General features: G+C 64.4%; 15 protein-coding genes. 11 read left to right on the top strand and 4 right to left on the bottom strand.

Annotated elements, in window-relative coordinates; genetic code table 11:
- Nucleotides 1-22: 22 nt before the first annotated feature.
- From ACYVNQ_RS03495 to ACYVNQ_RS03450, 10 genes are all read left to right on the top strand, one after another.
- Nucleotides 23-553 carry a VOC family protein gene (locus ACYVNQ_RS03495; RefSeq protein ID WP_460900879.1) on the top strand — a complete coding sequence of 177 codons (531 nt, stop codon included), beginning with the start codon at nucleotides 23-25 and terminating at the stop codon, nucleotides 551-553.
- Nucleotides 550-1,908 (top strand): fumarylacetoacetase, encoded by a 1,359-nt coding sequence (gene fahA, locus ACYVNQ_RS03490; protein ID WP_460900878.1) that lies wholly within the window; start codon nucleotides 550-552, stop codon nucleotides 1,906-1,908. The genes ACYVNQ_RS03495 and fahA overlap by 4 nt, the downstream gene beginning before the upstream one ends.
- Nucleotides 1,905-2,681, top strand: a complete 777-nt coding sequence (locus tag ACYVNQ_RS03485; protein WP_460900877.1) for an alpha/beta fold hydrolase — start codon at nucleotides 1,905-1,907, stop codon at nucleotides 2,679-2,681. The genes fahA and ACYVNQ_RS03485 overlap by 4 nt, the downstream gene beginning before the upstream one ends.
- Nucleotides 2,682-2,732: 51 nt before the next feature.
- The gene (locus ACYVNQ_RS03480; protein ID WP_460900876.1) at nucleotides 2,733-3,542 is read left to right on the top strand and encodes an FAD binding domain-containing protein; all 810 of its coding nucleotides are present in this window, start codon (nucleotides 2,733-2,735) and stop codon (nucleotides 3,540-3,542) included.
- Nucleotides 3,543-3,589: 47 nt separating this feature from the next.
- Nucleotides 3,590-4,057 carry an SRPBCC family protein gene (locus ACYVNQ_RS03475; RefSeq protein ID WP_460900875.1) on the top strand — a complete coding sequence of 156 codons (468 nt, stop codon included), beginning with the start codon at nucleotides 3,590-3,592 and terminating at the stop codon, nucleotides 4,055-4,057.
- Between the two features lie 54 nt (nucleotides 4,058-4,111).
- Nucleotides 4,112-4,636: a (2Fe-2S)-binding protein gene (locus ACYVNQ_RS03470; RefSeq protein WP_460900874.1), complete on the top strand. Its 525-nt coding sequence runs from the start codon at nucleotides 4,112-4,114 to the stop codon at nucleotides 4,634-4,636.
- Complete coding sequence (locus ACYVNQ_RS03465; RefSeq protein ID WP_460900873.1) at nucleotides 4,633-6,969, top strand: xanthine dehydrogenase family protein molybdopterin-binding subunit; 2,337 nt, start codon at nucleotides 4,633-4,635, stop codon at nucleotides 6,967-6,969. Before ACYVNQ_RS03470 ends, ACYVNQ_RS03465 begins: the two co-directional genes overlap by 4 nt.
- A gap of 37 nt (nucleotides 6,970-7,006) precedes the next feature.
- A complete protein-coding gene (locus ACYVNQ_RS03460; RefSeq protein ID WP_460900872.1) occupies nucleotides 7,007-7,732 on the top strand; it encodes an enoyl-CoA hydratase/isomerase family protein in 726 nt (241 codons plus the stop codon).
- A gap of 99 nt (nucleotides 7,733-7,831) precedes the next feature.
- Nucleotides 7,832-9,409 (top strand): UbiD family decarboxylase, encoded by a 1,578-nt coding sequence (locus tag ACYVNQ_RS03455; RefSeq protein WP_460900871.1) that lies wholly within the window; start codon nucleotides 7,832-7,834, stop codon nucleotides 9,407-9,409.
- Between the two features lie 145 nt (nucleotides 9,410-9,554).
- Complete coding sequence (locus tag ACYVNQ_RS03450) at nucleotides 9,555-10,532, top strand: LysR family transcriptional regulator (protein WP_460900870.1); 978 nt, start codon at nucleotides 9,555-9,557, stop codon at nucleotides 10,530-10,532.
- 115 nt (nucleotides 10,533-10,647) lie between these two features.
- On the opposite strand, the gene ACYVNQ_RS03445 is transcribed toward ACYVNQ_RS03450, so the two are convergent.
- From ACYVNQ_RS03445 to ACYVNQ_RS03435, 3 genes are all read right to left on the bottom strand, one after another.
- A complete protein-coding gene (locus ACYVNQ_RS03445) occupies nucleotides 10,648-12,009 on the bottom strand; it encodes an MFS transporter (protein ID WP_460900869.1) in 1,362 nt (453 codons plus the stop codon).
- 356 nt (nucleotides 12,010-12,365) lie between these two features.
- A complete protein-coding gene (locus ACYVNQ_RS03440; protein ID WP_460900868.1) occupies nucleotides 12,366-12,908 on the bottom strand; it encodes a cytochrome b in 543 nt (180 codons plus the stop codon).
- Nucleotides 12,905-13,975: a catalase family peroxidase gene (locus ACYVNQ_RS03435; protein WP_460901024.1), complete on the bottom strand. Its 1,071-nt coding sequence runs from the start codon at nucleotides 13,973-13,975 to the stop codon at nucleotides 12,905-12,907. Before ACYVNQ_RS03435 ends, ACYVNQ_RS03440 begins: the two co-directional genes overlap by 4 nt.
- A 257-nt stretch (nucleotides 13,976-14,232) precedes the next feature.
- Here ACYVNQ_RS03435 and maiA point away from each other — a divergent pair, with 257 nt between their 5' ends.
- Nucleotides 14,233-14,916, top strand: coding sequence for a maleylacetoacetate isomerase (maiA, locus tag ACYVNQ_RS03430; protein ID WP_460900867.1), 684 nt, complete (start codon nucleotides 14,233-14,235; stop codon nucleotides 14,914-14,916).
- An 18-nt stretch (nucleotides 14,917-14,934) separates the two neighbouring features.
- On the opposite strand, the gene ACYVNQ_RS03425 is transcribed toward maiA, so the two are convergent.
- Nucleotides 14,935-16,053: a porin gene (locus ACYVNQ_RS03425; protein WP_460900866.1), complete on the bottom strand. Its 1,119-nt coding sequence runs from the start codon at nucleotides 16,051-16,053 to the stop codon at nucleotides 14,935-14,937.
- Nucleotides 16,054-16,247: the final 194 nt, after the last annotated feature.

The raw sequence follows: 16,247 nt of genomic DNA, 5'->3' as shown, positions 1-16,247 counted from the left end.
CCGCCGGGCAAGGAGACGATACATGTCCACGCTTCCCGCAGTCCTCGGTCTGCATCACTTCGCATGGCGTTGCCGCGATGCCGAAGAAACCCGTCACTTCTACGAAGACATCCTCGGCCTGCCGCTCACGCACGTGATCCGTCTGGACCGCGTGCCGAGCACCGGCGAGCACTGCCCGTACGTGCACCTGTTCTTCGAAATGGCGGATGGTTCGAACATCGCGTTCTTCGATCTCGGCGATAAAACCGCTGCGCTGCCTTCGCCGAATACGCCGGCATGGGTCAATCACATCGCGCTGCGCCTGTCGTCGATCGAAGAACTCGAAACGATGAAGCAGCGCCTGATCGAACACGGCATCGAAGTGCTCGGCGTCACCGATCACCACTTCGTGCGCTCGATCTATTTCTTCGATCCGAACGGCTTCCGTCTGGAATTCACGGTGCCGGTCGCGTCCGCAGAAACGCTCGCGGGCTATAAAATGCACGCTCGCGCCACGCTCGATGCGTGGACCGACGAACAGAAAAAAGCCGTAACGGAGACGCGCCCCGCATGACCGCCCTGAATTCGACTCACGATCCGGCCCTGCAAAGCTGGATCGAATCGGCGAACCTGCCCGGCGCGGATTTCCCGATTCAGAACCTGCCGTTCGGCGCTTTCGAGCGCGACGGCGAAGCGCGCACCGGCATCGCGATCGGCGCGCACGTGCTCGATTTACAAGCGCTGCACGATGCCCGTTTGCTCGAAGGCGACGCAGCCATTGCATGTGCGACGGCTTGCGGCGGCTCGCTGAACCGGCTGATGGCGCTCGAGCCGCGCTACGTGAGCGCGCTGCGCCGTGCGGTATCCGATCTGCTGCGCAGCGGCTCGCAGCAGGCAGCCGTGCTCCAGCAACGCGCCGCCGCGCTGCTGCCGCGCCATGCCGACGTGACGATGCGCCTGCCGTGCGAGATCGGCGATTACACCGATTTCCTGACTTCGCTGTATCACACCGAACGGCACGGCCGTTACAAAGGCCTCGCCGACCCGCTGCCGCCCGCGTTCAAATCGCTGCCGATCGCCTATCACGGTCGCGCTTCGTCGCTGCGTGTGAGCGGCGGCGACGTGCGCCGTCCGCACGGGCAGTATCGCGATCCTCAAGGCAACGTGAGTTTCGGCCCTGCGCCTGCGATGGATTTCGAACTGGAGCTCGCGGCTTTCATCGGCCGCGGCAATCCGTTGACGCAACCGATCCGTATCGATGATGCGCGCGACCATATTTTCGGCTACTGCCTGCTAAACGACTGGTCCGCAAAAAGCATTCAATGGTTCGAGCAGGTGCTCGGGCCGTTCCTCGGTAAAAGCTTTCATTCGAGCCTGTCGCCGTGGATCGTCACCGCCGAGGCGCTCGCACCGTTTCGCAAGGCCGCTGCACCGCGCGCGGCAGGCGACCCGGCGATTCTTGCGCACCTTGACGGCGTGCAGGACCAGCAAAGCGGCGGCCTCGACATCGAACTCGAAGCGTACCTGTCCACCACGCAGTTGCGCGCCGCCGGCATCGAGCCGGTGCGGATCACGCGCACGCATCTGGACAATCTGTACTGGACGTTCGGGCAGATGGTCACGCATCACGCGAGCAACGGCTGCAATCTGCGCACCGGCGACCTGCTTGGCAGCGGCACGATTTCCGGCGCGAGCGACGAGTCGCGCGCGTGCATCACGGAACTCACCAACGCCGGCAAAGATCCGCTGCAGTTGCCCAACGGCGAAACGCGCACCGCACTCGAAGACGGCGACGAGATCCTGTTCCATGCGCGCGCCGCGCGTGCCGGCGCCGTGACGATCGGCTTCGGCGAATGCCGCGGACGGATCGCACCGGCACTCGAACTCGACGCAACGCGCGCCGCAGCCGCCAACGAGGTGCACGCATGACCACGCTCAATGGATTCGTCAAAGTCGGCCACGGTCCGCGCAAAGTGCTGGCACTGTCCGGCTGGTTCGGCAGTTCGGCGGACTGGCAGACGCTTGCGCCGGCGCTCGACACGGAAGCCTTCACGTATGTGTTCTTCGATTACCGCGGTTATGGTCAATCGCTCGAACGTGACGGCGAATTCACCTTCGCCGAAGCCTCGCGCGACGTGCTCGCGCTTGCCGATCATCTCGACTGGGACCGTTTCAGCCTGATCGGCCACTCGATGGGCGGCATGGCGATGCAGCGCGTGCTGCTCGATGCGCCGCAACGCGTCGAGCGCATGGCGGGCATTTCCGCGGTGCCGGCTTGCGGCTCGCGAATGGATGCGGCACGCCTCGCCGGTTTCAGCGGCACGATCACCGATGTCGCGAAACGCGCCGGCATCATTGCGTTCTCGACCGGCAACCGGCTCACGCCGCGCTGGAGCGCGCATCTTGCCGACGAATCGATGCGCGGTTCGCGCCGCGAAGCGTTTGCTGCGTATCTGCCTGAATGGGCAACCCGCGACTTTTCGGCAGAGCTCGCGCAAAGCGCGGCAAGCCAGGTGCCGGTCAAACTGTTCATCGGCGAATACGATCCGACGCTCACCGCCGAACTGATGCAGCGCACGTGGCTCACGTGGTACGCGAACGCCGAGCTCGAAACGCTCGCCAATGCAGGGCACTATGCGATGTACGAAGTACCGGTTGCGCTCGCAACCAAACTTGAAGACTGGCTGAAGCAGACGACGTAGCAACACCTGGCCGCTAGCGCCGTGGTCCGGCGCGCGGCCGCTGGAGACTTTATGTACGAGACCACCTACCTTCGCGCGGATTCGCTCGAGCAAGCCGTTGCGTGGCTGCGCGAGCACGAAGAAGCGCGGCCGCTGTCCGGCGGCATGACGCTGATCCCAACGCTCAAGCAACGGCTCGCGGCACCGTCCCATCTGATCGACCTGACGCGCCTCGACGCGCTGCGTGGCGTGAGCGTCGCGAATGGCGTGCTGCGCGTCGGCGCGCTGACGCGCCACGCGGATGTGGCTGCATCGCCGCTGGTGATCGACGCGATTCCGGCGCTCGCGCAGCTCGCCGGCGTGATCGCCGACCCGCAGGTACGCAACCGCGGCACGATGGGCGGATCGGTGGCGAACAACGATCCGGCTGCCGACTATCCGTCCGCGGTGCTCGCATTGAATGCGCAGGTCGTGACATCCGAACGCAGCATTGCCGCCGACGATTACTTCGTCGACACGTTCGAAACCGCGCTCCAGCCGGGCGAACTCGTCACCGCGATCGAATACGCGATCCCGCAGCGCGCCGCTTATACGAAGTTTCGCCAGCCGGCTTCCGGCTATGCGGTGGTCGGCGTGTTTATCGCGCAGTACGCAGATGCGGTGCGTGTCGCGGTGACCGGCGCGGGCGCTTCGGTATTCCGCTGGTTCGACGCGGAAGCCGCACTGAACGCCGACTTGTCGGAAGCATCGCTCGCAAGCGTGAGCCCCGACCTGTCGACGCTGCCCGACGACCCGAACGCATCGGCCGCCTATCGCGCCCATCTGATCCAGACGTACACGCGCCGCTCGTTGCAGGCACTGCTTGCCCAACCGCTGCGCTAGCCCGCTTTACAGCCTGCCTGACGGCAGACCCCAAGGAGACGAAACAAATGGAATTCACCGGATCGCAAACCATCGCCGCATCGCGCGAGCAGGTGTGGAACGGCCTGAACGATGCCGCTGTGCTGCAGGCCTGCGTGCCGGGCTGCGAAGCCTTTACCGCGGAAAGCGCGGACGAGTTCAAGGCCGTGGTGGTCGCATCGGTCGGCCCCGTGAAGGCGCGCTTCAAAGGCACGCTGCTGCTATCGGAACGCAACGCACCGAACGGCTACAAGATCGAAGGACAAGGCGAAGGCGGCATCGCCGGCTTCGGCAAGATGACCGCAACCGTCACGCTCGCCGATGCGGAAGAAGGCGGCACCGTCCTCAACTACGTGGCCGAAGCGCAGGTTGGCGGCAAGCTCGCGCAGATCGGCTCGCGGCTCGTTTCGTCGGTGGCGAACAAGCTTGCAACCGAGTTCTTCAAGCGTTTCAACACGATGATGAGTGCATCCGCCGAGGCCGAAGCGGCGAAGTAGGCGGCAACGCAAGCGCGCAACGTGTGTGCAGATGAAATCCAGTACAGGTGAATCATGGTTGAAGTCCAATTGCAGGTGAACGGTGTCGAGTATCGGCGTGAAGTGCCGGACCAGACGTTGCTGGTCGAATTTCTGCGCGAGACGCTGCGCCTGACCGGCACGCACGTCGGTTGCGATACGAGCCAGTGCGGCGCGTGCACGGTCAATCTGGACGGCGTGTCGGTCAAGTCGTGCACGGTGCTGGCGGCGCAGGCCAGCGGCGGCACGCTGGTCACCGTCGAAGGGCTGAAGCCGAGCGAGCAAACCGGCCTGCATCCGGTACAAAACGCATTCGTGCAATGCCATGGTCTGCAATGCGGTTTCTGCACGCCGGGCATGATCATGTCGTGCGATTTCTTTTTGCGCGAAGCGCCGGCACTCGACGAAGCCAGCATCTGTCACGCGCTGGAAGGCAACATCTGCCGCTGCACCGGCTATGTGAACATCATCGAAGCGGTGCGTCATGCAGCGCGCGAGATGTACCCGCAAACCTCCCCGCAACCCGCGGCCGCGACACACGCAGAGGGTGAACACGCATGATCGGCAAACCGATACCGCGCGTCGAAGACCTGCGCTTCGTCACGGGCAAAGGACAATACACGGATGACCTGCGCGTCGAAGGCCAGCTTCACGCAGCCTTTCTACGCTCGCCGCACGCGCATGCCACGCTCCGCTCGATCGATACGACGATGGCGCGCGAAGCGCCCGGCGTGATCGCAGTGCTGCTCGGCCAGGATTATGTCGACGACGGCTTCCTTGGCTGCGACCACATACCGAATCCGATCGATGCAGTCGACGCAACAAAGAAAGCCTTTTTGACTTCGCTGACCGGTTCGATCTTCAATCAGCTGCATATTCCACTGCCGGTGGACCGCGTGCGCTACGTCGGCGAAGCGATCGCGATGGTGATCGCCGAAACGCCGCTGCAGGCGCGCAATGCGGCGGAGATGATCGAAGTCGATTTCGAAGAGCTAGGCGCCGTGGTGAACGGCGCCGATGCGATGCACGAAGACGCGCCGCAACTGTGGGAAGGCGCGCCGAACAACCTGTGTTTCCAGACGCAAATCGGCGACCGCGAAGCGGCGCGCAAGATTCTCGAAAGCGCACCTCTCGTGCTGCGCCGCGAGTTTCACCATAGCCGCCTCGTCAATTCGCAGATGGAGCCGCGCAGTGCGATCGGCGATTACGACGCGGCAACCGGCACCTACACGCTGATTTCCGGCAGCCAGGGCGCAGTGCGCCAAAAGCTCGTGCTCGCCACCGCGCTGAAAGTACCGCCCGCACAAATGCGCGTGGTGTGCCCCGACACCGGCGGCGGCTTCGGCCCGCGCTCGTTCGTCTATGTCGAACAGCTCGCGGTGATCTGGGCCGCGCGTCGCATCGGCCGCCCGGTCAAATGGACCAGCGATCGCAGCGAAGCGTTTCTGTCCGACTATCAGGGCCGCGACCAGATCATCCGCTCGGCCATCGGCTTCTCGAAGGAAGGCCGCATCCTCGCGATCGACAACGAATGGATCGGCAATGTCGGCGCACATACGGTGTCGTACGTGCCGATGTCGAATGGCACGCGCATCATGACCACCGTTTACGACGTGCCAGTGGCCGCGGTGCATGTGAGCGCGGTGCTGACCAACACGGTGCCGACCGCGCCGTATCGCGGTGCGGGCCGCCCCGAAGCGCACCATGTGATCGAACGGATGCTCGATCTCGCCGCCGCGGAACTCGGCATCGAGCGCGCGGAAATCCGCCGCCGCAATCTTGTCACGCATGACAAATTGCCGTACCGCAGCCCGATGGGCCTCACTTACGATAGCGGCACCTTCGAGCGCAACATGGAACGCGCGCTGGAACTCGCCGAATGGGACAGCTTCGAGCAACGCCGCGCCGCGTCGCACGCGAACGGCAAGCTGCGCGGCATTGGCGTGGCGAACTATATCGAGTCACCGGTCGGCGCACCGCGCGAACGCATCGAGCTAACCGTGCTGCCGGAAGGCCGCATCGACCTCGTGTCGGGCACGCAATCCACTGGCCAGGGACATGAAACCACGTTCGCTCAGGTGATCGCCGAACATCTCGGCGTACCGATGTCTGCCGTGAAACTGCGCACCGGCGACACCGCGTTCGTCAGCGTCGGCGGCGGCAGCCATTCGGACCGCTCGATGCGTCTGGGCGGCATGCTGCTGGTCGATACCGCAGCGCAGATCGTCGCCACCGGCAAGCGCGTCGCCGCTGGGCTGTTCAATATCGCGCCGGAGCAGGTGGAATTCGCGGAAGGCCATTTCAACGGCCCGTCATCCGGTCAACGCACCAGCCTGTTCGACATCGCCCGCCGCATCGCGAGCGACGGCCTGCCCGATGCGCCAGCTACGAAAAAGCTCTACGCAGACGCCGAAGTCAACACGCGCGTGCCCGCTCACCCGACCGGCTCGGCCGTGTGCGAGCTCGAAGTGGACCCGGACACCGGCATCGTCACGCTGGTCAACTACACGTCGGTCGACGACGTCGGCCAGCCGATCAACCCGCTGATCGTCGAAGGCCAGGTGCATGGCGGCCTCGCGCAAGGCATCGGCCAGGCGCTGTCGGAAACCTGTTACGTGGACCGCGAAACGGGCCAGGTGCTGACCGGCTCATATATGGACTACGGCATGCCGCGCGCCGGCGTGGTGCCGCCGCTGCGCGTCGAATTGACCGAAGACCCAACGCACGGCAACCCGCTGCGTGTGAAAGGCGGCGGCGAAAGCGGCATCACACCCGCTACCGCGACGATCTTCAACGCGCTTGCCGATGCGCTAAGGGAAATCGGCAACGACGAACTCGATATGCCCGCGACGCCGAAGGTGGTGTGGGAATACATCCACGCACGCGCGGCCTGAACGAACTCGCTGCGAACCCGCTGAACAAGGAAACGCCATGCCCTCTGAATTCGTTGCCATCAAAAGAAACGGCCCGCTCGTCGACATCGTGCTGGACCGCCCGGACAACGGCAATCTGATCAACGCGGAAATGAGCGACGCCATCATCGCCGCCGTGTCGAACCTCGACGATGACGCCAAGCTCGTGCGCATTCTCAGCAGCAGCGCGGATTTCTGCAAAGGCCGCCAGTCGCCGATGCCGCCCGCCGATGCGAAACCCTCGGCGGAAACGCTGCGTCGCGTGGTCGCCGCGCCGCCGCTCGCGCTTTACGATGCGCTGAAAGCGGTCCGCGTGCCGGTGATTTCGGTGGTGCGTGGCGAAGCGATCGGCGTCGGTTGCGCGCTCGCGGGCGTGTGCGACATCGCGCTGGCTGCCGATAGCGCGGTGTTCCAGATTCACGAAATGGAGCGCGACATTCCGCCGACGCTGGTGATGTCGGCACTGATCGGCCGCGTGCCGCTGAAGACGGTCGCGCATATGGTGCTGAGCCGCATCCGCCTGTCCGCCGCCGAAGCGCTGCAGGCGGGCCTCGTGAGCCGCGTGGTTGCGGCGAGCGAACTCGATGCCGCCGCCGACGCGCTGACGCAAACGCTGCTCGGCAACAGCGCGGTCACGTTGCGCGCGGTCAAGCAGTTCCTGCATCTGGCGCCGGAAATGCCGGCCTCGGGCGCGAGCGGTTTCGCCGCGCACCTGGCGGCGACGGCGCTGTCGGCGCGCTTCTGAACCTGAGCGGCTGCGTCAGCCAACACGGCTGACGCAGCCTGCAAACCAACCCGCCGACACCCACGACACGTCCATCCGCACTGCGCGAGGAAACCCCACTTGAGACCGAAGACAGCCATCCCCACTACCGTTGCGGGCGCAACCGCCCCGGACCTCGAACAGTTCCGGCTGCGCCGCTTTCTTGAAGCGCTCGACGACAGCGAACTCGAGCGCCGCGACGCGCCCGTCGATCTCGCGGACGTCGCCGCCATCATGGAAGGCAACCCGCGCGCGGTGTGGTTCAAACAGCCGTCGGGCGGCGACATTTCGCTGGCAGGCAGCGTTGCGGCCAGCCGCACGCGCCTTGCAAAAGCGTTCGACACGACCCCTGCAAACCTGCTCGCCACCGTGCGCGAGCGGCTCGCGGTAAAAGGCAAGCTGGTCGAAGTCACGCGCGAAGAAGCCCCCGTGCAGCAAGTGGTGCTGACCGGCGACGCCTGCGACTTCACGAAGTTGCCGGTGCATCTGCAACACGATCTGGATGGCGCGCCGTACATCTCCGCTTCGATCGACTTCGCCGTCGACCCGGACACCGGCTGGACCAACGTCGGCATTCGCCGCCTGATGCTGCGCGGCCGCCGCACAGCTGGCATCGATCTGGTCGCGCCGTCCGATCTGCGCGCCATCAGCATCGCGCATTCGAAGCGCGGCGAACGCCTGCCGATCGCCTTCGCGGTCGGCACGCATCCGATCGATCACGTCGGCGCGACAATGCGGATTCCCGCCGACGAGCTCGAACTGGTCGCTGCATTGCGCGGCACGGCGATGGGCGTCGTCAAATGCGTGACCAACGATCTGCTGGTGCCGGCCGATGCCGAATTTATCCTCGAAGGTTATCTGGACGAGCGCGGCCATGCGGAACCGGAAGGCCCGTATGGCGAATTTCTCGGCTATTACGGCGGCGTAAAGACCAACCCGGTGTTCCATCTGACCGCGATCACGCATCGCCGCGACGCGGTATTTCAGACCTGCACGATCGGCGGCAGCGCGATGGCGCGCACCGATACCGCGCAGCTCGCCGCGCTGCGTACCGAAGTGACTGTATGGCGTGCGCTGGAAACTGCCGTGCGCGAAGTCAAGGCGGTGTACTGCAGCGCGGCGACCGGCGGTATGTTCAACGTGCGCGTCGCGCTGCAGCAGCGCGTGCCTGGCGAAGCGCGCAATGCGATCGCGGCGGTGTTCGCGTCGCTCGCGAACGTCAAACACGTGTTCGTCGTCGATCCGGATATCGACATCTTCTCCGAAGAACAGATGGACTGGGCGCTGGCCACGCGCTTTCAGGCCGACCGCGACCTCGTCGTGCAGGACAACCTGCGCGCGATGCCGCTCGATCCTTCGCTGCATGGCATGCCGCATGGCGCGGTGCGCACCGCGAAGGCCGGCTTCGACCTGACGCTGCCGCTGCTCGCGCCGGGCGCGCTGCGGCCGCTCGAGCACCGCGTGCCCCACGCGCCGAAGTACGACGGCCAACGCTTCGAGTCGCTGGAAGCGGCGCTGGCGCACGGCCCGAAACGTTTCGCCGAACTGATGGCCGCAACCGGCACGCGCGATGGCCGCGATGTGGTGCGTCAGCTCGAAGATATCGCGGCAACCCGCGCCATCACGCGCGATGAAGAAGGCCGTTACAGCTTTGCGTAAGCGCGCGTAGATACGGCACGGCGCAGCACATCGCCGCAAAAAACCAGCCGCGCGCGCGGCCTGAAAACCACGCGCGCTTCTGGGTACCGCACGAAAGGGATAGAATCTGCGGCATTCGTGTGCCGAAAATGAAGGATCGTTGTAGATGAACCTATCCCTCAAGCAGCTCAAAGTTTTTCTCGGCGTTGCGAACGCATCGAGTTTCACCAAGACCGCGCAGAGCATGCATCTGAGCCAGGCGGCCTTGAGCGCGATCATCCGCGAGCTCGAAACCCAGTTGCAGTGCCGTCTGCTGGAGCGCACCACGCGCACCGTCGCGCTGACCGAAGCCGGCCGGGTGTTCTATCCGACCGCGATGAAAATCGTCGAGACGCTCGAAAAGTCGGTGATCGAACTCAATGAGCTGGGGCGGCAGAAGCAGTCGTCGCTGCTGCTCGGCTGCACGCCGATGATCGCCGCGAGTTTGATGCCGCAAGTGCTTGCGCGCTTCGCGCAGAGCGCCCCCGCCACCACCGTCGAACTGGTCGACCGCCCGCCCAGCGAACTGCTGAAGATGGTCGAAGAAGGCGATCTCGACGCGGCGTTCGGCATTTTCTTCTCGCAGATCTCCGGCATCGACCGCGTGCCGATTTTCCCGACGCGCCTCGTTGCGGTGTCGGCGGCCGGCGACATGTCGCTGGGGGGGCCTGCCGCGCGCGAGCGTCATGGTGTGCGCTGGAGCGCGCTAGAAGGGCTGCCGCTGATCACGCTGCCGAAAGACAACCCGCTGCAGCGGCTGATCGAAGCCACGCTGTCGAAAGAAGAAGTCACCGTTAGCCGCCGCACGGTGGTCGGCCATTTGCAGACCGCGATCGCGATGGCGCATGAAGGGCTCGGCGTGGCGATCATGCCGTCGTTCTGCGAGCACATCTGCCGGCACTATCGCGTGCAGATCGACGTGATGCGGCCGGAGGTGGAATTCTCGTTTTACCGTATCACGCGCAGCGGCCGCGACATGCTGCCGGTGCTCGATGCGTTCACGGAGATGTTCGGCGAAGCGGCGCGGCAGCGTCCGGTCGCCGATGAAGAGGAAACCGCCGTGGCGGCGCCGAAGGCCGCGGCGCGGCGTGGTGCTAGTAAATAAGGCGGGCAAATAAAGGCAAGCAGGTAAAGCCACGGGCCGCCAGGCGTGCTTCACCGTTACTCGTGCGGCGTGCGCTGCGCACCGCACGCCGCCAGACAGCGCGAGCGCAAACGCGTTACGCCGCTCGCCCTGCCGCCCCATTCGTCGCGCGCTGCGACCACCCGAGCAGTGCCGAAAACAGCGCGATAAACACAAAGATCGCGGACACATTGACGAACAGCTTCCCAAGCGGCAAGTGCATCGCCAGCAGCACGCCGCCGAGCAGCGAGCCGGCCACCGAGCCGAGTTTGCCGACGCCGATCGCGGTGCCCACGCCCGCCGAGCGCAGCGTGGTCGGATAAACCATCCCTGCTACCGCATAAAGCCCGAACTGCGTGCCGATCACGCATACACCGCTCGCAAATACCGCAGCGAACAGCAAGGCCAGCGGCATCGTCATGCCGAGCGAGGCTGCCAGCGGGCAACCGAGCACGGCCAACGACAACACCACCGCCATCCCGTAGCGGTCCACGTAGCGGCTCAGCGCGAGCGCGCCAACCGTACCGCCCACCGGGAACATCATTGCGACCTGTGCGGCGCGGCCTGGCTCGAGGTTGCTCATGCTGAACAGAATCGGCAGCCAGTTCTGCAGGAAATGCAGCGCAAGCGAGTTCAGCACGAACACGATCCACAGCAGCGGCGTAATCACGCGCAGTTCGTCGCCGAATAGCGCAATGATGCTTGCGCGACGCGTAACCGTTTCGTCGTCGAGCACGTAGCGCACTTGCGCATCCGCAGTTTGTGCTTGCGGCGCACCCAGGCGCCGCGCGAGACGCGCGATCTGCCGCGTGTCGCGCTGGTTCAGGATCAGGAAGCGAATCGATTCAGGCAGCAGCGCAAACGATGCGAGCGCAACCACCACGGCTGCCGCGCCGCCGGCCACGAAAATCACCGGCCAGCCGAACTTCGGCAGCAGCCACGATGCGACTGCGCCGCCACCGCCGGCGCCGATCGAAAAACCCGAGAACATCAGCGTGATCCATGTTGCGCGGCGCGCTTTCGGCGCGTATTCGGACACCAGCGCGACCGTATTCGGTACCACGCCGCCCATCCCGATGCCGGCCAGAAAGCGCAGCACGGTCAGCTCTTCAAGCGAGTTCGCGCGGGCACAGGCAAGCGTCAATACGCCGAAAAACAGCGTGCCGTAGATGATCGTGCGGCGCCGGCCGAAACGGTCGCCGCAAAAGCCGAGCAACAGCGAGCCGACCAGCACGCCGAACAGGCCGACACCGAATACGCGTCCAAAACCCACTGCGGTGGTGTGCCACGCGCGGATCAGCGCAGGCGCCGAATAGGCGACGGCCACCTGGTCATAACCGTCGATCAGCACAATCAGAAAACACCATGCAATCAGGCCGAATGCGAAACCGCCGAGCGTCTGCTTCTCGACAAGTGCGGATACGTCGCAGGTCTGGGTGGGGCGAGCGACGGACGTCATGCGCGCACCGTCGGCAAAGAAATAACGAAGGAGTCGAACGGCGGCAGCGTGTGGCGGAAGACGAAGCGCGCTGCAGTCATACCCGCGATGCGCGTAAAGCACGCGCGGCTGTAGTGCCGAACCATCAACATGCCTGTCTCCTCCGCGCATCGCCGTCAGGCAATGCGATGCATAGGCCGGGTTTTTTATCGTCGTGAACGGTCCATCCATGTAGCGGCCTGCTTGCCGCACTGTAAGGATGGACCGCTCACGAGTGTAGTGAATCGGCCCTGCGGAGAGAATCAGCAATTCATGATTGGTTGATCGAACAATTCGATGAATGTCGTCAGCCGTCGCGTCGTGTGGCCTGGTGGCGCCTAGCGCGATTTTCCGCGCGCCATGCTGGAGAACACACCGTCGCGACGAATCAGACCATGGAACAATGCCGCCGCAAAATGCGCGAGAAACGTGACAAACAGCAGCATAGCGAGCCACGTATGCGCGCCGCGCAGCATCGCGTAGATGCGCGGATCCTGCGCGACGATCGGCGGCAGATCGAAGCCGCTGAACAGATGCACCGGATAACCACCCGCCGACAGCATCGCCCAGCCAACCAACGGCATCGCGAACAGCAGCGCGTACAACACCCAGTGCGATGCCAACGCCGCAAAACGCTGCCATGCCGGCATATCGGCAGGTAGCGGCGGCGCGCGATGCGTGAGGCGCCACAAAAAGCGCAGCACGACCAGCACGAGAATCGCTATGCCAAGCGGCCGGTGAATCGCGATCAAGGTCAGACGCGCTTGCGACACTGTCGCGACCATGCCCACACCGATAAACAGCATCGCCACGACCAGCGGCGCCATCAGCCAATGGAAGAAACGCGCGAGCGGGCTGAAATGTGCGTGACCAGTACTCATTGATGGCCTTCTATCGACGAAATCTGCCCCGCGGGCATATGGGCTTCTTCATGAAGCCGACGATTATAAGAGACAGAGTACGCAGCCGAGCGCGCCGCCAGCAGCGGATCGCTCGACGGTGCGAGACCATCGGGCAGGATCGTCGGATCGTAGTTGACGTCGCGACAATCGCCGCTGCTTTGCGCACTGTCCTGTTCGATGGTCAGCGTGCCTGCATCGATCTGCTGCCGGTCGGCCGGCCATGCGCGCGTCGCATCGTCGGTGACGTCGCCCGCTTGCGCGACGGTCAGTATCAGATGCCAGCGCAATGGCCCCTGGGTGAGGCGGCTCGACAGTTCATCCGACAGGTAGTCCGGCGCATTGCCGCTCGGTTTGGCCGGCGCATAGGCCGCTTCCGGCACCATCGCCCAGCGCACGTACGATTCATTGCCCTGCGCATCGATCGCCTTGAACGCATTGATGCTGTAGTAAGCCGCATTGGCGAAGCTGCTCGATGGCGGATGCGCCTTCACCCATTGCTGGAACGGCTGCGTCTCCGGATGCGCACCGAAGAACGCCTTCAGTTTCGCCGGATCGGGTTTGCCGGTGGCGGGGTCGGGTTGACCGGCCGCAAGCTGTTCATAGAACGCTTGCGGCGTATTGACCGCGAACACCGGCGTGTTATTCATGCCGGTACGCCATTGCGCATGATCCGGCAGCTGGAATTCGAGTGCGAAGCTGCGCACCGGCGTGCTACCGTCGGGCGCCACCGGGTTCGGTCCGGGAATCGCGAACCGGCCGATCACCGGCGTACGCACGTGCTCGAACAGCTCCGCGCGCGAGATGCGCGTCGCATTGCCGCTGCCTTCGAAATAGCCCGCTACGCAGACACCTTTCGCATGATTGCGCCGAAAGCCCGGATGCACGCCGCCATAGCCTTCGAAGCGATTGACGATGTGCTGCGGCGTGAGCCGCGACGGTGCCGCGAAGCCTGCAACGTAGACGAAGGCGCCCCCGGTTGCGAGCACCGCGGCGCCGATCGCGCATAGACCGGCGATCGCACCAGGATGCCGGCCCGGATGCCGTATCAGGTCGGTGAATGAAAATGGTCGTTCGCTCATAAAGCCTACCTTTGCATGGGGGTCAAAGGGGCGAACGCGGCCCGCACCGGTTTATTCCAGTGTTTTTGTGTCACAGATCGGCCATGCACCTGTGGCGCAATTGTTGTGCACCTGTCGTGTAAATGTAATCCCGACAATTCGTCAGAACCCTTAACCACATCGCTGCAAACAATTAGCGGTGCGTTTATCCTAACGGCGCTTCTAACCCCCGTCAGGAAATCACCATGTCTGTGTCCAGCCCATTCGAACTGTTCGGCTTCTGGCGTTCGTCCGCTACTTTTCGCGTGCGCGTTGCGCTCAATCTGAAAGGACTCGATGCGCATGAAATGCCGATCGATCTCGATGCCGGCCAACAACGAAGCGCAGAGTTCCTCGCCGTGAATCCGCTTGGTTCGCTGCCCGCGCTGATCGAAGTCGGGCAACAGCCGCTCACGCAATCGGTGGCGATTCTCGAGTATCTGGAAGAGCTATGCCCGACGCCCGCGCTGCTGCCGGCGGATTTGCACGGCCGCGCGCGGGTGCGCTCGCTCGCTGCGATGCTGACCGCGGACACGCACCCGCTCGTCGTGCCGCGCGTGAAGACGTATTTGCTCGAGCGCGGCGGCTTCGATCTCGCCGCATGGCGCGAATGGCAGATGCAATGGTTCGGCCAGGGCATGCACGCATTCGAGAAGCGCCTCGCGAGCGAAACCGGCACCGGCACGTGGTGTCATGGCGACTCGCCGACCTTCGCCGATCTCGCGCTGGCGAGCATCGTCGCGGTGATGCGGGTGTTCAACATCGTGCTGCCGGATACCCCGACCATCGACCGCATCATCGCGCAGTGCGATGCGCACGAAGCCTTCATCAAGGCCGCGCCGTATCGGCAGATCGGCGCGCCGGCGGTGCCGCAACATCACGGGCACTAAAAGCAGCCTGAATGCGGGCTAAAAGCGGTGGCGAATGCCGGTGGACATCATCAACTGGTTGCGGCTCGAGGAAGGATCGACTGAGTTGATCACGGCCGGCGCATTCGGCGTGGCGCGTACGTAGAGCGTTTCAACGTACACGTCGGTGCGCTTGGTCAGCGTGTAGTCGGCCTGCAGCGCGCCCTGGTGCCAGTGCGCGCCCGAACTTTTGGTGTAGACGTACATGCCGGCCAGCGTGAGGTTCGGCAGCAGCTGATAGATACTGTTTAGCTCGTAATTGCTCAGGCCGATACCCGGCTGCGCGGTGCCGGTATCGGCATCGCTCACACCGCCGAAAGTCGAGCGCGACCACGCGGCCGCAAACGTCAGGCCGCCGATCACGTAGCTCGCGCCGGCCGCGTAGGTATCTTGCGTCGCGGCGAGCGCATTGAACACGCTGCGCTCCGGGCCGGGCAGCAAGGCCGGCTCGAATGCACCGCCGTCAGTGCCGCGGCCGTTTGCGTGCAGATACGTGATGCCCCCGTTGAGCGGCCCACGCTGGTAACTGGCCGCGAAGTTGTACACGCGGTTATTCGCAAACTGGCCGGCGCTGTTCGAGAACGCATAGAGCGCGGCCACGCTTAGCCCGGCAAAACTCGGGCTCGCATATTTGACGGAATTGCTCGCGAGGAACGTGTTGTTCGCGTTGTCGTTGTCGAACACGTGTGCGAAGGCGGTGCCGCCGGTGCCGCCGGTCAGCGTGTACGGCGCGAAGTAGTCGTGGATCAGGTCGTACTGATGGCCGAGTGTCAGCGTGCCATATCGGTCGCTCTCGAGGCCGACGTAGTGCGGATGATCGTTGAAGCGTTCGCCGCTGGTCGACGAAAAGCCGCTTTCGAGCCGGAACACGGCCTTGTTGCCACCGCCCAGATCTTCGCTTCCCTGCAGGCCCCAGTAACTGCCGTCGACGAGACCGGTGGACATCTGCGTGAGCGCATGTCCGCCGACATTGCTGAAATACGCCAGACCTGTATCGATCTCGCCGTATAGCTGCACGCTGCTTTGCGCGCGAGCCGCATCCGGCATGCCGGCGAACGACGCGGCGGCAGCGGCGGCGGCGCACAGGGCGACGCGGTAGTGGTGGATGGGCGCGGGCATGGTGCAATCCCTGTCAATCGAATCGTTCTGAAAATCTGTGTGGGGCAGACCAGCGCAAGCCGTTGCAGCGGCAATGCCCGGCGGGCCGGCACGGTGCGCAGTTCGTAATATTACGTGACAGAAGGCGGGCGAGGCTCGACTGTGGCGTCGTGCCGACGCATCGCAATACATGCTTGCGCGCGACGCGCCATTGC

This window comes from Paraburkholderia jirisanensis, assembly GCF_054782355.1.
Note: the sequence above shows the minus strand (reverse complement) of the source record. Positions and strands in the feature narration are given on the sequence as shown.